Origin of the sequence: Verrucosispora sp. WMMD573 (genome assembly GCF_027497175.1) — a bacterium.
Taxonomy (GTDB): Bacteria; Actinomycetota; Actinomycetes; order Mycobacteriales; family Micromonosporaceae; genus Micromonospora.
Genome location: NZ_CP114901.1, coordinates 1,043,883 through 1,061,948, shown reverse-complemented (window position 1 = coordinate 1,061,948; position 18,066 = coordinate 1,043,883). Strand labels below are relative to the sequence as shown.

16 protein-coding genes are annotated in these 18,066 nt (G+C 72.0%); 6 read left to right on the top strand and 10 right to left on the bottom strand.

Annotated elements, in window-relative coordinates; all coding sequences use genetic code 11:
* Positions 1-83 precede the first annotated feature (83 nt).
* The 8 genes from O7601_RS04945 to O7601_RS04910 all read right to left on the bottom strand — a co-directional run bounded on the left by O7601_RS04945 (position 84) and on the right by O7601_RS04910 (position 10,247).
* Positions 84-1,274 carry an acyl-CoA dehydrogenase gene (locus O7601_RS04945; protein WP_281565068.1) on the bottom strand — a complete coding sequence of 397 codons (1,191 nt, stop codon included), beginning with the start codon at positions 1,272-1,274 and terminating at the stop codon, positions 84-86.
* Positions 1,271-3,301: a biotin carboxylase N-terminal domain-containing protein gene (locus O7601_RS04940; RefSeq protein WP_281565067.1), complete on the bottom strand. Its 2,031-nt coding sequence runs from the start codon at positions 3,299-3,301 to the stop codon at positions 1,271-1,273. Before O7601_RS04940 ends, O7601_RS04945 begins: the two co-directional genes overlap by 4 nt.
* A 116-nt stretch (positions 3,302-3,417) precedes the next feature.
* A complete protein-coding gene (locus O7601_RS04935) occupies positions 3,418-5,019 on the bottom strand; it encodes a carboxyl transferase domain-containing protein (RefSeq protein ID WP_281565066.1) in 1,602 nt (533 codons plus the stop codon).
* Positions 5,016-6,215: an acyl-CoA dehydrogenase family protein gene (locus tag O7601_RS04930; RefSeq protein WP_281565065.1), complete on the bottom strand. Its 1,200-nt coding sequence runs from the start codon at positions 6,213-6,215 to the stop codon at positions 5,016-5,018. Before O7601_RS04930 ends, O7601_RS04935 begins: the two co-directional genes overlap by 4 nt.
* On the bottom strand, positions 6,212-7,918 hold the full coding sequence (locus tag O7601_RS04925; RefSeq protein WP_281566799.1) for an acyclic terpene utilization AtuA family protein: 1,707 nt from the start codon (positions 7,916-7,918) through the stop codon (positions 6,212-6,214). The genes O7601_RS04930 and O7601_RS04925 overlap by 4 nt, the downstream gene beginning before the upstream one ends.
* 32 nt (positions 7,919-7,950) lie before the next feature.
* Positions 7,951-8,751, bottom strand: a complete 801-nt coding sequence (locus O7601_RS04920; protein ID WP_281565064.1) for a TIGR03084 family metal-binding protein — start codon at positions 8,749-8,751, stop codon at positions 7,951-7,953.
* A 25-nt stretch (positions 8,752-8,776) separates the two neighbouring features.
* Entirely contained in the window at positions 8,777-9,397 is a 621-nt protein-coding gene (locus O7601_RS04915; protein ID WP_281565063.1) for a TetR/AcrR family transcriptional regulator, read from the bottom strand.
* Between the two features lie 172 nt (positions 9,398-9,569).
* A complete protein-coding gene (locus O7601_RS04910; protein WP_013736306.1) occupies positions 9,570-10,247 on the bottom strand; it encodes a Crp/Fnr family transcriptional regulator in 678 nt (225 codons plus the stop codon).
* A gap of 220 nt (positions 10,248-10,467) precedes the next feature.
* Here O7601_RS04910 and O7601_RS04905 point away from each other — a divergent pair, with 220 nt between their 5' ends.
* The 6 genes from O7601_RS04905 to O7601_RS04880 all read left to right on the top strand — a co-directional run bounded on the left by O7601_RS04905 (position 10,468) and on the right by O7601_RS04880 (position 15,912).
* Positions 10,468-11,130, top strand: coding sequence for an adenosylcobinamide amidohydrolase (locus O7601_RS04905; RefSeq protein ID WP_281565062.1), 663 nt, complete (start codon positions 10,468-10,470; stop codon positions 11,128-11,130).
* 58 nt (positions 11,131-11,188) lie between these two features.
* On the top strand, positions 11,189-12,334 hold the full coding sequence (locus tag O7601_RS04900; RefSeq protein WP_281565061.1) for a CapA family protein: 1,146 nt from the start codon (positions 11,189-11,191) through the stop codon (positions 12,332-12,334).
* A gap of 54 nt (positions 12,335-12,388) precedes the next feature.
* Positions 12,389-13,168 (top strand): endonuclease III, encoded by a 780-nt coding sequence (gene nth / locus O7601_RS04895; protein ID WP_281565060.1) that lies wholly within the window; start codon positions 12,389-12,391, stop codon positions 13,166-13,168.
* Positions 13,165-13,773: a TlpA disulfide reductase family protein gene (locus tag O7601_RS04890; RefSeq protein ID WP_281565059.1), complete on the top strand. Its 609-nt coding sequence runs from the start codon at positions 13,165-13,167 to the stop codon at positions 13,771-13,773. Before nth ends, O7601_RS04890 begins: the two co-directional genes overlap by 4 nt.
* A gap of 156 nt (positions 13,774-13,929) precedes the next feature.
* Positions 13,930-14,670 carry a CoA pyrophosphatase gene (locus O7601_RS04885; protein ID WP_281565058.1) on the top strand — a complete coding sequence of 247 codons (741 nt, stop codon included), beginning with the start codon at positions 13,930-13,932 and terminating at the stop codon, positions 14,668-14,670.
* 63 nt (positions 14,671-14,733) lie between these two features.
* The gene (locus O7601_RS04880) at positions 14,734-15,912 is read left to right on the top strand and encodes a MarP family serine protease (RefSeq protein WP_281565057.1); all 1,179 of its coding nucleotides are present in this window, start codon (positions 14,734-14,736) and stop codon (positions 15,910-15,912) included.
* Positions 15,913-15,918: 6 nt separating this feature from the next.
* Here the strand turns inward: O7601_RS04880 and O7601_RS04875 are convergent, their stop codons facing one another.
* Complete coding sequence (locus O7601_RS04875) at positions 15,919-16,560, bottom strand: phosphatase PAP2 family protein (RefSeq protein WP_281566798.1); 642 nt, start codon at positions 16,558-16,560, stop codon at positions 15,919-15,921.
* A 155-nt stretch (positions 16,561-16,715) separates the two neighbouring features.
* On the bottom strand, positions 16,716-18,038 hold the full coding sequence (gene mycP, locus O7601_RS04870; RefSeq protein ID WP_281565056.1) for a type VII secretion-associated serine protease mycosin: 1,323 nt from the start codon (positions 18,036-18,038) through the stop codon (positions 16,716-16,718).
* Positions 18,039-18,066 lie beyond the last annotated feature (28 nt).

Here is an 18,066-nt window from a genome sequence, read left to right as displayed (position 1 = left end):
GCTGCGGGTTGCGGCACGTTGCGCCTTCCCACCCGGCTGATCCCGCGACCTGCCGCAGCTCGGGACGACCATGTCAGGGGGTCTCAGTATGACTTGTCCTGGTTGAGGACGTGTTGGGCGACGAAGTTGAGAATCATCTCCCGACTGACCGGGGCGATCCGGCCGGCCCGTACCGCGCCGAGCAGCGTCGCCACGCCGTACTCGGTGGTCATGCCGGCGCCACCGAGCGCCTGCACGGCCGTGTCCACCGCCAGCGCCGCAGCGTCGCCGGCCGCGTACTTGGCCATGTTGGCGGAGACCCCGGCCTCCAGGTCGCGGCCGGCGTCGTAGAGCGCCGCTGCCTTCTGAATCATCAGTCGGGCCAGCTCCACCTGCACCGCCGCATGCGCGAGGGGATGTGCGACTCCCTGGTGGGAGCCGATCGTCCGGCCGCCCCACACCGAACGGGTCGCGGTGTACTCGCAGGCGCGTTCGATGGCGTACCGGCCGGTGCCGGCGCCCATGGCGGCGACCGTGATGCGTTCCGGGTTGAGCCCGGCGAACAGGGCGGGTAGGCCAGCGTCCAGCGATTCGCCGACCAGCGCCTGGGCGGGCAGCCGGACGTCGTCCAGGTAGAGCAGGAACTGGTTCTCCGGGGACACGATCTCCATGTCCAGCTTGGACCAGGTCAGCCCGGCCGCGTCGGTCGGCACGATGAACAACGCCGGCTTCAGCTTCTGCGCCGCCGCGTCCCCGGAGCCGGAACTGCCGTCGCCGACGGCGACGCGGGCCACCACCAGGACGTGCCCGGCCTCGTCGACGCCGGAGATGTAGCACTTGCGGCCGGACAGCACCCAGTCGTCACCGTCCCGGCGAGCCACCGTGGCAAGGCGGTGGAAGTTCGAGCCGGCGTCCGGTTCGGTGATGGCGAAGACGATCTTCTGTGAGCCGTCGGCCAGCCCCGGCAGGTGGCGTTTGCGCTGCTCCTCGGTGCCGTGCCGGTTGATGACGGTGGCCGCGATGGCGGGGGAGACCACGAGCAGCAGCAGCGGGCAGCCGCTGGCCGCCAGTTCCTCGCAGACGATGGCCAGCTCGGTGATGCCGCCGCCTCCGCCGCCGTACTCGGTGGGGATGTTGACGCCGAGGTAGCCGAGCTCGCCGGCCTCCTGCCACAGCTCGGTGGTGTGCTCGCCGGCTTTCGCCTTTGCCACGAAGTACCGGTGGCCGTACCGCCTGCCCAGCGCCCGCACGGCGTCGCGGAGCTGGTCCTGCTCTGGGGTGAGGTCGAAGTTCATGACGGCGACTCCTCATCGGGGGTGACCACGGCCAGCACGGCGTCGGTGTCCACCTGGCCGCCGGCCGGTACCGGCAGCTCGGTTACCAGACCATCGGTGGGGGCGAGCACGGGGTGTTCCAGCTTCATCGCTTCCAGGGTCAGCAGCAGGTCACCGGCGGCGACCCGCTGACCGACCGAGACGTGCACCCGGGCCACCGCGCCGGGCAGCGGCGCGAGCAACGACCCGGCGGCCAGCTCCGCGGTGGGCAGCGGGAAACGCGGCAACTCGGTCAGGCCCGCCGCCCCGTCCGGACCGTCCACGAAGACCTCCGACCCCACCCGGCGTACGCGGTACGTCCGCCGCACCCCGGCGACGTCGAGCACGACGCGCTCTGGGGCGGTCTCGACCGGCGTGACGATCGGTGCAGCGTCGGCTGCCTCGTCCGCACCCGGCGGAGCGCTGCCGGACGCGGCAGCGACCGGCGACACCGACCACTCGGCGAGGCCGCCGGAGCGGTCCAGGCGGTAGCGGACCTCGATCTCACCGCCGTCCGGGCCACTGAAGCGGGTGACCTGTGGGAACGCGGGTACGTTGCGCCAGCCCGACGGCAGCCCACCGAGCACCCCAGCTCGGCTGCGGCGGTCGGCCGCCGAGGCGAGGGCAGCGGCCAGCGCGACCAGGGGGAGCTGCTCGGCGGGCAGCAGCGGAGCGAAGACCTCCGGGTGCCGATCGAGGAAACCGGTGTCGACGTCGACGGCGGCGAACTGCGGGCTACGCAGGACGCGGACGAGCAGGTCCCGGTTGGTGGCCACGCCGTGCAACTCCGCCCTGGCCAGCGCGCCGGCCAGGGCGCGGGCCGCCTCCGTGCGGGTGGGTGCCCAGGCGATCGCCTTGGCGAGCATCGAGTCGTAGTGGACACTCACCGCCGACCCGTCGACCACGCCGGAGTCCAGCCGCAGGCCGGGGGCGGTCAGCGGCCCGAACTCGGCTGCCACGTCGGGCAGGGCGAACCGGTGCAGGGTGCCGGTCGCCGGCCGGAAGCCGTGCGCGGGATCCTCGGCGCAGAGGCGTACCTCGATCGCGTGTCCGCTGGCCGGCGGTGTCGCGGCCAGCGGCAGCGACGCGCCCTCGGCGACCAGCAGTTGCAGCCGGACCAGGTCGAGTCCGGCGGTCAGCTCGGTTACCGGGTGCTCGACCTGAAGGCGGGTGTTCATCTCCAGAAAGTGGATCTCCCCGTCGGGCGCGAGCAGGAACTCGACAGTGCCGGCCCCGACATAGTCGACCGCCCGGCCGGCGGCCACCGCCGCAGCGTGCAGCCGCTCGCGCACCTCGTCGGGAAGGACGCCGGGTGCCTCCTCGACGATCTTCTGGTGCCGGCGCTGGATCGAGCAGTCCCGCACGCCCAGCGCCAGCACCGTGCCGAAGCTGTCGCCGAAGATCTGCACCTCGACGTGCCGGCCACGGTCGACGTACCGCTCGATGAAGACCGTGTCGTCGCCGAACGCCGAAGCCGCCTCGCGGCGCGCGCCGGTGACGGCCTCGGCGAGCCCGGCGGCGTCGCCGACCACCCGCATGCCGCGCCCGCCGCCCCCGGCGGACGCCTTCACCAGCACCGGAAAGCTCGTCACCTGGGCCGGGTCGGTCCAGGTCGGCAACATCGGCACGCCGGCCTCGGCGAGCAGCGCCTTGGCGGCCAACTTGTCGCCCATCGCGGCGATCGCCTTGGCCGGCGGACCGATCCAGGTCAGGCCGGCGTCGGTGACCGCCGTGGCGAAGCCGGCGTTCTCGGCGAGAAACCCGTACCCGGGATGGACGGCGTCCGCACCGCAGCGGCGGGCCGCGTCCAGGATCAGGTCGATCCGCAGGTACGTCTCCGCAGGTGTGTTTCCGGGCAGCCGGACGGCCCGGTCGGCCTCGGTGACGAAGGGCGCGTCGACGTCCGCGTCGGAGTACACGGCGACCGTCTCGATCCCGAGTGCCCGACAGGTGGCGAAGACCCGGCGGGCGATCTCCCCCCGGTTCGCGACCAGCAGCTTGCGAATCACTTGCTGTTCCTCCCTTTGTTCGCGACTGCGGGACTCCGCTTCGCTGCGTTCCTCACGCTCACGGTGCCTCCTTTCGTTCGCGACTGCGGGACTCCGCTTCGCTGCGTTCCTCGCGCTCACATGCGGAAGACGCCGAAGGCGTCGGCGCCCTGCACCGGTCCGCTGTGGATGGCCGACAGACACAGGCCGAGGACGGTACGGGTGTCCCGAGGGTCGATCACCCCGTCGTCGTAGAGGCGCCCCGACAGGAACAGCGCGCCCGACTGGGACTCGATCTGCTGCTCGACCATCATCCGCATCGCCGCGTCGGAGTCCTCGTCGAACTCGCGGCCCCGCGCGGCGGCGGCCTGCCGGGCCACGATGGACAGCACCCCGGCCAACTGCGCCGGCCCCATCACCGCCGACTTGGCGTTCGGCCAGGTGAACAGGAATCTCGGCTCGTACGCCCGGCCGCACATGCCGTAGTTGCCGGCACCGTACGAGGCGCCGAGATTCACCGTCAGGTGCGGCACCGTCGAGTTCGAGACCGCGTTGATCATCAAGGCGCCGTGCTTGATGATGCCGCGTTGTTCGTACTCGGTGCCGACCATGTAGCCGGTGGTGTTCTGTAGGAAGATCAGCGGGGTGTCGGTGGCGTTGGCGAGCTGGATGAACTGCGTCGCCTTCTGCGCCTCCTCGCTGAACAGCACGCCCCGGGCGTTGGCCAGCACGCCGACCGGGTACCCGTGCAGCTCACCCCAGCCGGTGACCAGCGCCGTGCCGTAGGCCGGCTTGAACTCGTCGAACTCGCTGCCGTCGAGCACCCGGGCGAGCACCTCGCGCGGATCGAACGGCACCTTGAGGTCGGCGCTGGTGATGCCGAGCAACTCCTCCGGGTCGTACTTCGGCGGTTGGGGCATCGGGTTGCGCGGCCCCGGACCCAACTTGCGCCAGTTGAGCCGGCGTACGCACTGTCGGGCCAGCCGGATACCGTCGCGCTCGTCGGCGGCGAGGAAGTCGGCCAGGCCGGATCTCGTGGCATGCATGGCTGCGCCACCCAACGACTCGTCGTCGGCGTCCTCACCGGTGGCCATCTTCACCAGCGGTGGCCCGGCCAGGTAGACCTGCGAACGATCCCGGATCATGATCGTGTAGTCGGACATCCCGGGCACGTACGCGCCACCGGCGGTGGCGTTGCCGAAGACCACGCTGACCGTGGGGATCCGCTCGGCCGAGAGCCGGGTCAGGTCACGGAACACTCGGCCGCCCGGAATGAAGATTTCCGCCTGAGTGGGCAGGTCCGCGCCGGCCGACTCGACCAGGTTCACCATCGGTAGCCGGTTGGCCAGGGCGATCTCGCCGGCCCGGCGGGTCTTCGCCAGCGACCAGGGGTTCACCGCGCCACCGCGTACCGTCGGGTCGTTGGCGACGACCAGGCACTCGACCCCCTCGACCACGCCGATCCCGGTCACCACGCTGGCCCCCACCGGAAAATCGGTGCCGAACGCGGCGACCGGCGACAGTTCGAGGAACGGGCTGTCCTGGTCCAGCAGCAACTCGATGCGCTCGCGGGGGAGCAGCTTGCCGCGCTGGTGATGCCGGGCCACGTACTTCTCGCCACCGCCGCCACGCGCGGTGGCGAGTGCGGCGTCCAACTCGGCGAGACGTTCCAGCAGGGCGTCCCGATTGGCCCGGAAAGCCGGCGCGGACCTGTCGATCGCGGTGTCGAGTGTGCTCACAGGCCGATGCCCTTCGCGATGATCTCGTTCATGATCTCGGTGGTGCCGCCGCCGATGCCGAGGATGCGGGCGTCCCGGTAGTGCCGCTCCACCTCGGCGTCGCGCAGGTAGCCGAAGCCGCCGTGCAGTTGCAGGGCCTGGTCGACAACCCGGTCGGCGGCCTCGACCGCCACGTTCTTCGCCATCGCCACCTCCGTGACCACCGGCTCACCCGCGGCCACCCGCGCGGCCACCTGGTGCACGTACGCGCGGGCGGCCTCGGCCCGGGTGTGCATCTCGGCCAGCCGGTGCCGGACCAACTGTCGGCTCGCCAGCGGCCGGCCGAAGGTGGACCGGTCGCGACACCAGGTGGCGGCCAGCTCGACGCAGCGCTGCGCGATGGCGTACGCCTGGGTGGCCAGGGAGAGGCGTTCGGCCGCGAACTGCTGCATGATCGCGAGGAAGCCGGTGTCCTCCTCGCCGATCCGGTTCGCCACCGGCACGCGTACGTCGACGAAGGCGAGTTCGGCGGTGTCCGAGCAGTGCCAGCCGAGCTTCTCCAACCGTCGCCCGACGGTGAAGCCGGGGATGCCCTTCTCGATGACCAGCAGACTCAGCGCTCCGCTACCCGGCATGCCGGTGCAGACCGCGGTGGTCACGAAGTCCGCCCGGACCCCGCTGGTGATGTAGGTCTTCGCGCCGTTCACCACGTAGTGGTCACCGTCGAGGCGGGCGTGGGTGCGGATGCCCGCCACGTCCGAGCCGGTGTCGGGTTCGGTGATGGCAAGTGCGCCGATCATCGAACCGGCAAGCGTCGGCCGGACGTACCTGTCGATCAGGTCGTGTTCCCGGCCGGTCGGGTCGACGTCAGAGAGTGGTCTGGGGAGTTTGCCGCCCGAGCGGGTACCGGCCGCGGCGACCATGTGCGGCAGCGCGATGCCGTGCGTGAAGAGGGCGGCCACCAGCCCTGACGAGCCTCCCGAACGGATGATCTCCTCGGTGACGATGATCGAGTCGAGCAGGTCGCCGCCGCTGCCGCCGACCGCCTCGGGAAAGCCGACGCCGAGCAGGCCGATCTTCGCCGCGGTGGCGTGCAACTCGCGGGGTACCTCGCCGGCCCGCTCCCAGTCGGCCAGGTGCGGCAGCACCTCGCGGGTGACGAAGGCGCGGGTCAGCTCCCGCAGCTGCCGCCGCTCGGGAGTGTCCACGATCGTCACGGCCGTACCTCCGCGACGACCGGTGCGTCGCCGGCCGCCGGCTCGACCGGCAGGTCGACGATCCGGGAGCGGAGCAGCTCGCCGAGGGCCTTGGCCTGCGGGTCGAACCGGGTGGAGGCGGCCACCCCGGCACCGAGCAGCCCTCGGATCACGAAGTTGACGGCACGCAGGTTCGGCAGTTCGTGCCGCTCGACGGTCAACGGCGCGGTTTCCGGCAGCAGCTCCGCCAGCCGTGCCACGGTGAGCCAGCCACGCAGCCAGGCCCAGGTCGCGTCGGTCCGCGCCCAGACCCCCAGGTTCGCGTCGCCGCCCTTGTCGCCCGACCGGGCACCCACCACCTCGCCCAGCGGCCCCCGCCGCGTCGGACCCACCATCGCCGGGCCGGCCAGCTCAGTCGTCGGCTCGGCGGCGAGGGGCACGGTCACCGGCGGTGGTGCGATCGGCGCCCGGGTGCCGTCCGGAAGCACGGCGACGTGAGCGACCGTGTCCTGCGCCACGGAATCGGCGGTGAAAATGCCGTACGGGGTGGCCTCGCCCGGCAGGGTGGTCAAGGTGCAGCCCGGGTAGGAGGCCAGGGCCAGCTCGACCGCCGCCGCCGAGAACGCCCGCCCGGCCCGCGTCCGGTCACCGTCGCGCAGGTTTACGTGCAGCAGGGCGCTGGCGGTCTCGGTATCGGCGGCGTCGGGGTGATCGGTGCGGGCCAGCGTGAACGCCAACCCGTCCGGGCCGACCGCCTCGGTCAGCTGCTCCCGGACCAGGGCCGCCTTGGCCGGGATGTCCAGCCCGCAGAGCACGAACGTCATGGAGTTGCGGAAACCACCGAGGTTGTTGACGCCCACCTTGAGCGTGTCCGGTGGCGGGGTGCCCCGGGCACCGCTGACCAGGATCCGGTCCGGGCCGTCCTGGCTCAGCCGGACCGAGTCGAGCCGGGTCACCACGTCCGGGCCCAGGTACGCCGGCCCGCCCACCTCGTACAACAACTGGGCGGTGACCGTCTCGACGGTGACCGCGCCGCCGGTGCCGGGATGCTTCGTGATCACCGCCGAGCCGTCCGCACGCAGCTCGGCCACCGGAAATCCCGGCCGGCGCCCGCCGTCAGGCAGCTCCGTGAAGAAGCTGAAGTTGCCCCCGGTGACCTGCGCCCCGCATTCGACCAGGTGCCCGGCGACGGTGGCTCCGGCCAGCGCGTCGAGGTCGCCGCGCCCCCAGCCGAAGCGGGCGATGGCCGGCCCCACGACAAGCGAGGCATCGGTGACCCGGCCGGTCACCACCACGTCCGCCCCGGCGTCGAGGCAGGCGGCGATGCCGAACGCCCCGAGGTACGCGTTCGCGGTCAGCGCGTCGGCTCGGCCCAGGGCGTCGCCCTCGACGTACCCGATCCGGACCGGGAGCCCGAGCCGGTCGGCGAGGGCGCGGATCGCGGCGGCCAGCCCGGCCGGGTTGAGTCCGCCCGCGTTGGTGACAAGTGTGACCCGCCGGTCGAGCGCGGTGCCGAGGCAGCCCTCCAGTTGCCGGAGGAACGTCTTCGCGTAGCCCAGGTCGGGATCACGCATCCGGTCCCGCCCCAGGATGAGCATGGTCAACTCGGCCAGGTAGTCGCCGGTCAACACGTCCAGCTCGCCGCCGTCGAGCATCTCCCGCCAGGCGGAGAACCGGTCACCGTAGAAGCCGGAGGCGTTGCCGACCCGCAGCACGTCGCTCATCGGCAGCACCTCCGGGTCGCCGCCGCGCGCGTTCACGGCTGTGCTCCCGACGCCGCCGTTCGGGGAGCGCGGCCGGTGCCGGGCGGGCCGGCGAAGGCCTGGGCCACGTCCAACCACCCGTCGGCGACCGGCCCGGTGGCGACCAACGCGGTGTCGGCGCGGTGCCGGCGTCGGGTCACCAGCAGGCAGAAGTCGAGCGCCGGACCGGTCACCCGGTCGGCCGCGTCCGCCGGACCGAAGGCCCAGGTCTCCCCGCCGGGCGCGGCCAGTTCCACCCGGACCGGTGCCGTGGGCACCGTGCGGCCGTGGGCGGCGAAGCTGTGCCCGACGGTACGGCAGCCGAGGTACGCGACGTGCCGCAGGCGGTGGGTGGCGGGCCGGGTGACGCCGAGCGCCTCGGCCACGTCCTCGCCGTGTGCCCAGGTCTCCATGATCCGGGCGGTTGCCATCGAGGCAGGTGACATGCGGGTTCCGTACCAGGGCAGCTTCTCCCCGGCAGGGGCGGCGGCGAGGGCTGCCGCGAGCGCCGAGCGGCCCTCCCGCCAGCGGGCCAGCAGCGCCTCGGGCGGGGCGAGGAAGGCGATTGCGCCGTCGTCGACCAGCCGGGCCGGATCCGGTGCGGCGGTGACCGAGGCGTAGAACGCGTCGGCGTCGGTGGCGGCGAGCCGGGCCACGTGATCCGTCCACGCCAGATGGGCGATCTGGTGGGCGATCGTCCAGCTTGCCGCGGGGGTGGGCCGCTCCCACTCCGGCTGCGGCAGCGCCGCGACGAGCGCGTCGAGCTGCTCGGACTCGGTGGCCAGATCCGTGAGCAGGTGGGTCAGGTCGACCATGGTGCCTCCGGGCGGTTGGGGCCGGTCAGGGTGCCTTTTCCGCGCTGGTGAGCAGCGCCGTCAACTGGGTCTTCCAGACCAGCAGCAGCGCGGCCCGGCGGGTCGAGTCGTCGCTGAGCAGGTTGGCGACGCCGAGCCCGCGCAGCAGGTCCAGGGTTGCCTGCACCGCCTCGCGGACGCCGGGACGCCGCTCGTCCACCCCGAGCAGTTCGACGGTCAGCCGATGCATCTCCCGACCGATCCGGGCTTCGAGGGGCAGTAGGGCGGTCCGCAGCTCGGCGTCGGTGCGCGCGGCCACCCAGAGTTCGAGGGCGGCGACGAAGAGCGGCCCGGTGAAGGCGGCGGCAAGCAGGTCCACCACCCGATCCAGCCGGTCGGCGTCGGCCGGCAGGGCGTCGGCCTCGGCTCGCAACTCGGCCGCTCGCCGTTCGGTGAGGTGCCCGACGGCGGCGGTGACCAGGGCGGTTCGGGTCGGGTAGTGGTGCAGCTGGGCGCCCCGGGAGACACCGGCCCGGGCCGCCACGACCGTCGTGGTGGTGCCGGACCAGCCGTGCTCGACCAGGCAGTCGACGGTCGCCTCCAGCAGCCGGGCCCGAGTGGCGCGGCTGCGCTCCTGCTGCGGGACGCGGGTCGCTGCGGGGGGCATGCCGGAAAGCCTGCCCCCCGAAAAACAAACAGTCAAGACTGACTTTTTCGGAGCCACGCCCGTGCCGGGTGCCGCCCTCGCCAACGCAACTTCGGGGTTGTTGCTGCACCCAGCGCGCGGCGGGTAACAACAACCCCGAAGTTGTACACCCAGCTAGGTGGGCCTAGGGGGCTCAGACGCGGGCGCGGCGGGCCAGACGCTCCGGGTCGAGGATGATGATGCTCTTGCCGTCCAGCCGGAGCCAACCGCGCGAGGCAAAGTCCGCGAGGGCCTTGTTGACCGTCTCCCGGGAGGCGCCGACAAGCTGGGCGATCTCCTCCTGGGTCAGGTCGTGCGTCACCCGCAGCACGCCGCCGTCGCGGGTGCCGAAGCGCCCCGCCATCTGAAGGAGATTCTTCGCCACCCGGCCGGGCACGTCGGTGAAGATCAGGTCCGCGAGGGCGTCGTTGGTCCGGCGCAGCCGGCGGGCCAACACCCGCAGCAACTGCTCGGCGATCTCGGGCCGGTTGTTGAGCCACGGCCGCAGCGCCTGCTTTCGCAGTCGGGCCAGCCGGCTGTCGGTGACCGCGGTCGCGGTCGCGGTACGCGGACCCGGGTCGAAGAGCGACAGCTCGCCGACCATGTCCGACGGACCCATCACGGCGATCAGATTCTGCCGGCCGTCCGCCGCCCGGCGGCCAACCTTGATCTTGCCGGACAGCAGGATGTAGAGACTGTCGCCGGGCTCGCCCTCGTTGAAGACGACCTCGCCCTTGCGGACCTCGATCGTCTCCATCTCCTTGGCGAGCGCCTCGGCCGCCTCCGGGTCGACACCCTGGAAGATCCCGCTGCGGGCCAGTACCTCGTCCATCGCGCACCTCCGGTTGCGCGTGCCGTCTGCTCGGCCTGGGTCCGCCGTCCGCTGATCCCTCGCGCGCCGACCAGTCTAGGCGCACGTGAGCAGGAATCAGAGGTGCACCCCTGGAATCTTGATCGTTGGGCGTAACGCGCCCGTCGTGATCACCCTTTAGAATCCCGCGCCTGGTCAGGCCGGGATCGGCGGTGCGGACACCCGGACGTAGGGTCACCGGGTGCTGCCCGAACCACTGCTGGCCACCCGGCGTGAGGACGAACGTGACGTTCCGGTGCTCATCTGGCATGCCGAGGGAGCGCTGCGGGCGGTCAGCTCCGCCCCGTTGGGCGGTGGGATCGGCGTACGACGGTGGGTGCTGAACGCGACGGTGCCGATGTCGTATGACCGGGACGACCCCGCCGACCACCTGGCCGAGCTGGCCCGGGAGTTCGGCCTGGACGGGCCCGGCGTGGGCCTGATGACCGGCGTGGACGTGGCCGAGGTGGTGCGGCGGACCGACACCGGGGTGCAGGTCTGGGCCACCGTCGGCCTGGGCACGCCGGTGCCGGCGGCGGCCCCCACGGTGGCGGTGCCGGCGCAACCGGTCGGCACGGTGAACATCGTGGCGTACGTCCCGGCGCGGCTCGGCGACGCGGCACTTGTCAACGCGGTCGCCACGGCCACCGAGGCGAAGGCGCAGGCGATCGCGGAGTTGGGGCTGCCCGGCACCGGTACGCCGACGGACGCGGTCACCGTGCTCTGCCCGCCGGACGGGTCGATCAACGCCTACGGCGGACCCCGCTCCACCTGGGGCGCGCCGCTGGCCCGGGCGGTGCACGCCGCAGTGCTGTCGGTGGGCCGCGACACCGTTGTGCCATGGTCGGATCGGCTCCAGGGCTGAATCTCCCCACCCGATCGGCTGTCGATTCCGCGATATCCGCCCGGTAGGGTCGCGCACGATGTACGCTCCCGCCCCCTTCGTGTCCCGACCCCGCCGCCGCACCCTGGCCGCAGTGGGGGCGCTGCTCGCCGCCGTCCTCCTCGCCGGCTGCGCCAGCTCCGACGAGGGGCCGCTCTGGCAACCCGGCACGGGCGGTGGCGAAGGCGCACCCGTCGAATCGGCTGCCCCCGAGGTCAAGAAGATCTCGCTCTCCGCCACCGGCGACATCGTGATGGCCATGGCACCCGATCGGCTCCCCCCGAACAACGGCAAGGGTTTCTTCAACTCCGTGAAGAAGGCGCTCGCCGCCGACCTGGTGATGGGAAACCTGGAAGAGCCGTTGACGGTGGACACCGGGGCCGGCAAGTGCGGTGCCAACTCCACCCGCTGCTTCCAGTTCCGCGCGCCGCCGGAGTATGCCGCCCATCTCGCCGATGCCGGTTTCGACCTGCTCAACCAGGCCAACAACCACGGGTACGACTTCGGGCCGAAGGGCTACGAGAACACCCAGCAGGCGTTGGAGGAACACGGGCTGGAGCACACCGGCGCACCTGACCAGATCACGGTCGTCGAGGTGAAGGGCGTCAAGGTGGCCGTCGCAGGCTTCTCGTCGTACCAGTGGTCGAACAGTCTCACCGACATTCCGGCCGCGAAAAAGGTGATCAAGAAGGCCGCCGGTCAGGCCGACATCGTCGTGGTGCAGGTGCACATGGGGGCCGAAGGGTCGGAGATGACGCGGGTGCGGCCCGGCACTGAAATGTTCCTTGGGGAGAACCGCGGCGACCCGATCAAGTTCTCCCGCGCCATGATCGACGCCGGTGCCGATTTGATCGTCGGGCACGGCCCGCACGTGCTGCGCGGGATGGAGTTCTACAAGGGCAGGCTGATCGCGTACAGCCTGGGTAATTTCGCCGGTGGCGGCAATTCGCTGAGCAACAACGGTCGACTCGGCTGGGGCGGCGTGCTGAAGGTGTCACTCGAAGCGGACGGCACCTGGGCCGGCGGCTCGTTCACCTCCACCTACATGGACGGGGCCCGCAAGCCGACGATCGACCCCGACGACCGTGGTCTCGGGCTGCTGCAGGACCTCACCGAGCTCGACTTCGCCGAGACCGGTGCCCGGTTCACCGACTCCGGAAAGATCAGCCCGCCCGACGCGGACTGAGTGCGACGACACAGGCGTCCGGGCCAGTCGGACCGGCGACGTAGGCTGGCCGTCGTGACCAGAAGCGCCACCGAGACCGACCTGGGACGCACCCGCCGCGCGCGGCGGATCGGCCGGGTGCTTACCGAAACGCACCCCGACGCGCACTGCGAGCTCGACCACGGCAACCCGCTGGAACTGGCCGTCGCCACCATTCTGTCGGCCCAGTGCACGGACAAGAAGGTCAACGAGGTCACTCCGAAACTGTTCGCCCGCTACCCGACGGCCGCCGACTACGCCGGGGCCGATCGCGGCGAGGTGGAGGAGATGATCAAACCGACCGGCTTCTACCGCAACAAGACCAACTCGCTGATCCAACTGGGCCAGGCCCTGGTCGAGCGCTACCACGGTCGGGTTCCCAACCGGCTCGCCGACCTGGTCACCCTGCCCGGGATCGGTCGCAAGACCGCCAACGTCATCCTCGGCAACGCCTTCGACGTGCCCGGCATCACCGTCGACACCCACTTTCAGCGACTGGTACGGCGCTGGGGGCTGACCACCGAGACCGATCCGGTCAAGATCGAGCACGAGATCGGGGCGATGTTCCCGAAGCGGGACTGGACCATGCTGTCGCACCGGATCATCTTCCACGGCCGCCGGGTCTGCCACGCCCGCAAGCCCGCCTGCGGCGCGTGCACCCTGGCGAAGCTCTGCCCCTCGTACGGCACCGGACCGACCGAACCAGCCGCCGCCGCGAAGCTGCTCAAAGGTCCCCGCGCCCGTGCCCTCGCGGTCGCCGCCGGCGTCGATCCCGAGCTGGTGCCGGCGCAGGCGGTTGCGGCGGAGGCACCGTGAACCGCCGGCTCGCGCTGCTGACCCTGCCGCTGCTGCTGATGCTCGCCACCGCCTGCACCGCCGACTCCGAGGCCCCCGCCCCGGCCGGGCCGGCCACGGCGGCGGCCCGCCCGTCACCCTTCGAGGGCTGCGGCGGCCTCACCGACGGCCCGGCCGACCCCGATGGAGGGAAGCTGACCGGCGATCCGCTGCCCGAGTTGACTCTCACCTGCTTCACCGGCGGGTCCCCGGTCGCCCTGCGGGACATCCGTGGACCGGCAGTGGTCAACATCTGGGCCTCCTGGTGCCCGCCCTGCCGCAAGGAGCTTCCCTCCTTCCAGCGGCTGCACGAGCGCGCCGAGGGGCAGCTGCGGGTCATCGGGGTGAACACCCAGGACAGCCGCAGCGCCGCGCAGTCCCTCGGCGAGGACTTCGGCGTACGGTTCCCGATGCTGTTCGACCAGGGCAAGGCGTTCCAGCGGGCCATGGAACGAAGCGCGTTCCCGATGACGGTGTTCGTGGGTGCCGACGGCGGCGTCCGGTACATCGACACCTCGGGCGCCCTCGACGACGCCCAACTCGCCGAACTCGTCCGGCAGCACCTCGGCATCGCGGTATCGGCATGAGCGAGCGACAGCGAGCGAATCATCAGCTCTGCGCGTTGGTGCCTCATGGCGGCCCGCAGCGCAGCGAAGGGCCGGCATGAGCGAGCGACAGCGAGCGAATCATCAGCTCTGCGCGTTGGTGCCTCATGGCGGCCCGCAGCGCAGCGAAGGGCCGGCATGAGCGAGGTGCCAGCCAGCGTGAGCCGGGGCGGGGAGGCGTCCGGCGCGTCACGGCCGGTGCCGGGCTGGCTGGACCCGCTGCTGGTCCGGCTCGGCACCGCGCGTACGGAGGATTTCACCCAGCTGCGTACGCCGGACCAGGGTGGCCGGGAAAGCGCCGTGCTGGTGCTGCTCGGCGAGGACGCCGGCACCGGCCCGGACGTGCTGGTCCTCCAGCGGGCCGCGACTCTGCGCAACCACGCCGGTCAACCGGCGTTTCCCGGCGGCGCGGCCGACCCGGAGGACGCCGACGCCGCCGCCACGGCGCTGCGGGAGGCGAACGAGGAGGTCGGGCTCGACCCGACAAGCGTCACGGTGCTGGCCCAACTGCCGAGGTTGTGGATCCCGGTCAGCGACTTCGTGGTGACGCCGGTGCTCGCCTGGTGGCACGCGCCGCATCCGGTGGACTCCCGGGAGCCCGCCGAGGTGGCGCACGTGGCCCGCCTGCCGATCGCCGAGCTGGTCGACCCGGACAACCGGGTCCGGGTACGCCATTCGAGTGGCTGGGTCGGGCCCGCCTTCTCCGTACGCGGGATGCTGGTCTGGGGGTTCACGGCCGGGGTGCTGGCCGCGCTGCTGGACATGGGTGGCTGGAGCCGCCCGTGGCCCCGCAGCCGGGTGATCGATCTTCCGCCGGTCGGTGCCTCACCCGCTCCGTCGGCCGGCACCGACGAGGACGACGAGAGCGCCCTGCGCTGATCTGACCGTCACCTTCCGCAAGCGATCGTCTTCGGGTGAGCCCCAGCCCCGTACGCTTGAGCCGTGTCGGCCGTGGATCTCGTCCTGCTGTTGCTCATGCTCGTGTTCGCGATCAGCGGATACCGACAGGGGTTCGTCATCGGCGTGCTCTCGTTCTCCGGCTTCTTCCTGGGCGCCCTGATCGGCCTACAGGTCGGCCCGATGTTCGCCCAGCAGTTCGTGGACAGCGGCACCCGGGTACTGATCTCACTGGTCGCCATCTTCGGCCTCGCCGTGGTGGGTCAGGCGCTGGCCGGCTGGCTCGGATCGCACCTGCGCCGGACCATCGGAAGTGATGTGGGACGACGGGCCGACGACATCGGAGGCGCATTCGTCTCGCTCTTCGCGGTGCTGCTGGTCGCCTGGCTGGTCGCCGTGCCGCTCGGCTCCTCCTCGCTGCCCTGGCTCGCCTCCTCCGTGAAGAGCAGCGCGCTGCTCAACGTGGTGGACCGGGTGCTGCCCGACCAGGCTCAGCAGCTCTCCACCGCACTGCGCGACACCGTCGACACCAACGGCTTCCCCGACGTCTTCGACGGGCTGCGACGTACCCAGGCCCGGCAGGTCGAGCCGCCCGACCCGGCGCTCGCCGGCTCCGAGGTGGTGAGCAACGGCCAGCGCTCGGTGGTGAAGGTGCTCGGGTCGGCACCGAGCTGCTCGCGCCGGATAGAGGGGTCGGGCTTCGTGTACGCCGACGACCGGGTGATGACCAATGCGCACGTCGTCGCCGGCACCCGTTCGGTCGCGGTGGAACTGGGCGGGGACCGGTACGAGGGCGAGGTGGTCGTCTACGACCCCGACCGGGACCTGGCCGTGCTCTACGTGCCCGGGCTGCCCGGCCCGTCGATGCGGTTCGCCGCCGGCAGCGCCTCCACCGGCGCGGACGCCATCGTGCTCGGTTTCCCACTCGACGGGCCGTACAACGCCCAGTCGGCGCGGATCCGCGACGTCGACCGGATCACCGGGCCGGACATCTACTCGTCGGGAAACGTCAACCGGGAGATCTACACGATCCGGGCACTGGTCCGCAGCGGCAACTCGGGTGGTCCACTGGTCTCCTCGAACGGCCTGGTGCTCGGGGTGATCTTCGCGGCGGCGGCCGACGACCCGAACACCGGGTTCGCGGTCACCGCCGCCGAGGCCCGACCGGTGGCGCTGGCCGGTGCCGAACGCACCCGGGGCACCGACACCGGCGACTGCACCTGACGAGGGTCAGCCCGACCGGCGGCCCGACCAGACGGTGAACGCGGCGGCGGTGGCGACGACCACCGCCGCGCCGAGCAGCCACCCGGCCAGCACGTCGCTGCTCCAGTGCACGCCGAGCGCCACCCGGCTGAACCCGGTCACCAGGGCGATCGTCAGCGCACCGAGCCAGACCGCCGCGCGGGCCACGGAACGGCGCCTGGTCCGGGGCAGGAACACCACCACCAGCACCCCGGCGGCGAGCATCGCGTTCAGCGCATGGCCCGACGGGAAGGCCAGACCAGGCGCCTGCGCCACCGGGTCGGGCAGATCCGGTCGCTGCCGGCCGACGAGCAGTTTGAGCAGCGGCCCGAGCAGACCACCGAGCACCATGGTGCAGGCGACCCAGCCGACGAGCCGCCGCGCACCGTCGCGGGCCAGCCAGATCACCAGAACCAGCGCCACGGCCCGCAGGGGCATCGGCGCGAACGCGTCGGTCCAGAAGCTCATCGCCCGGACCCACACCGGGTGGTCCAGGGCGTACCCGTGCAGGTGGGTGGTGATCACCAGGTCGAGTCGACGCAGCGGCGGCCAGTCACCCAGCACCAGCGCGGCGAGCAGCGCGAACGGCGCCGCCAGCAGCACGCCGGAGACGGTGTGGGCCGGCCGCACACCTGGCCGGTCGTCCCGTGGTCCGACACCCTCCGGACCGCAGGGCGACGCGGACTCGACTCGTTCGAAGGCGTCCACGGCGATGGTTGTACCCGCTGAACGGGATCTCCCCGGGCGGATGCGCAGAATCTGCGTGATTCGTCGACGGGTGTCGGTCAGCGGTGCGCCTGCCGGAACCGGCGCACCATCAGCGCCGCTCCGGTGAGCAGCGCGACGAAGAGGGCCGAGCCGATCCAGAGCCGCTCCGGGCCGGCGTCGTCCTGGGAACCGGCGGCCCGGGCCCGCCACTGGGTCTCCTGCCCGGACCCGGTCAGCCCGAGTTGCTCGGCGTCGGGATCACTCGTCGTCGCCGCTCCGGGCGCGGGACCGAAGCCGGTCACCCCGGGCGGGTCGTTGTCGTCCAACGGGTTCTTGTCCGTCGACGGCACCTGTGCGGTCAGGGCCGCGACCGGGTCGACCAGCCCGTACCCGAACCGCTCGTCCCGTCCGGTCGGACCGATGTCCCGGGCGGTGGTCAGCAGCCGGTTCACCACGTCTGCGGCGGACATCTGCGGGTAACGCGACCGCACCAGGGCGGCAGTGGCGGCGACCAGCGGTGCCGCGAAGCTGGTGCCCTGCACCCGCCAGTAGCCGCCCGGCGAACGCGCGCCGACCAGTCCGCTGGCGGGGGCGGTCAGGACGGTGGCGCGACCGGTGATCGCCCCGCTCCACAGGTTGTCGCTGTTGCGCTCCAGGCCGGAGACCGCGATGACGCCAGGTTCGCGGGCCGGATACCACACCTTCGCCTCGGGCGAGGTGGCGAGATTTCCGGTGCAGGCGACCACCACCACGTCCCGGGCGAAGGCGTAGTCGATCGCCGCTGCCAGCGCCGCACTGTCGCCGTTACCGCCGAGCGACAGGTTGATCACTTTCGCGCCGTTGTCGACCGCCCATCGCACACCCTTGGCCACGATCAACGCGTCGTCGTAGCGGTTCTCCGCGTCCAGCACCCGCACGGGCAGGATCCGGGCGTCCGGCGCGAGCCCCACCACGCCACGCCGGTCGTCGTTGCGCCCCGCGATCAGGCCAGCCACCGTGGTGCCGTGCCCGACCGGATCCGCCTCGGTCGCCCCGTTCGGCGCGACCAGGTCGAGCCCCGGCAACACCTGACCGGTCAGGTCCGGGTGAGAACCGTCCACCCCGGAATCGATCACGGCCACGACCACACCGCGCCCGGTCGAGGTACGCCACGCCGTCCGGGCGTTCAACTTGTCGAGCTGCCACTGCTCGTCACGGACCTGGTCGGCGCGTCGCGCGGCGTCGGGATTGTGGGCAGCCGGCGGGCCGAGCGCGGGAGCCTGGACCGGCACGGCGGCGGCGGGCACGACCGCGACGGCAGCCGACAGCGCGGTGGCGGCCGTCGCGAGCAGCACGCGGTTGGCAAACCGGCCGGCCCTCGCCGGGCCGCTGTGCCGCAGCCTGGTCACATCCTCAGCCATTCGTCGCGGGACACATGACGATCGGAGA

Excerpts from the sequence above, each read along its gene's own strand:
- O7601_RS04910 (WP_013736306.1), bottom strand. The coding sequence starts at position 10,247 with ATGGACGAGGTACTGGCCCGCAGCGGGATCTTCCAGGGTGTCGACCCG.
- mycP (WP_281565056.1), bottom strand. The coding sequence starts at position 18,038 with ATGGCTGAGGATGTGACCAGGCTGCGGCACAGCGGCCCGGCGAGGGCC.
- O7601_RS04885 (WP_281565058.1), top strand. The coding sequence starts at position 13,930 with ATGAGCGAGGTGCCAGCCAGCGTGAGCCGGGGCGGGGAGGCGTCCGGC.
- O7601_RS04945 (WP_281565068.1), bottom strand. The coding sequence starts at position 1,274 with ATGAACTTCGACCTCACCCCAGAGCAGGACCAGCTCCGCGACGCCGTG.
- O7601_RS04915 (WP_281565063.1), bottom strand. The coding sequence starts at position 9,397 with ATGCCCCCCGCAGCGACCCGCGTCCCGCAGCAGGAGCGCAGCCGCGCC.
- O7601_RS04925 (WP_281566799.1), bottom strand. The coding sequence starts at position 7,918 with ATGAGCGACGTGCTGCGGGTCGGCAACGCCTCCGGCTTCTACGGTGAC.
- O7601_RS04920 (WP_281565064.1), bottom strand. The coding sequence starts at position 8,751 with ATGGTCGACCTGACCCACCTGCTCACGGATCTGGCCACCGAGTCCGAG.
- O7601_RS04900 (WP_281565061.1), top strand. The coding sequence starts at position 11,189 with ATGTACGCTCCCGCCCCCTTCGTGTCCCGACCCCGCCGCCGCACCCTG.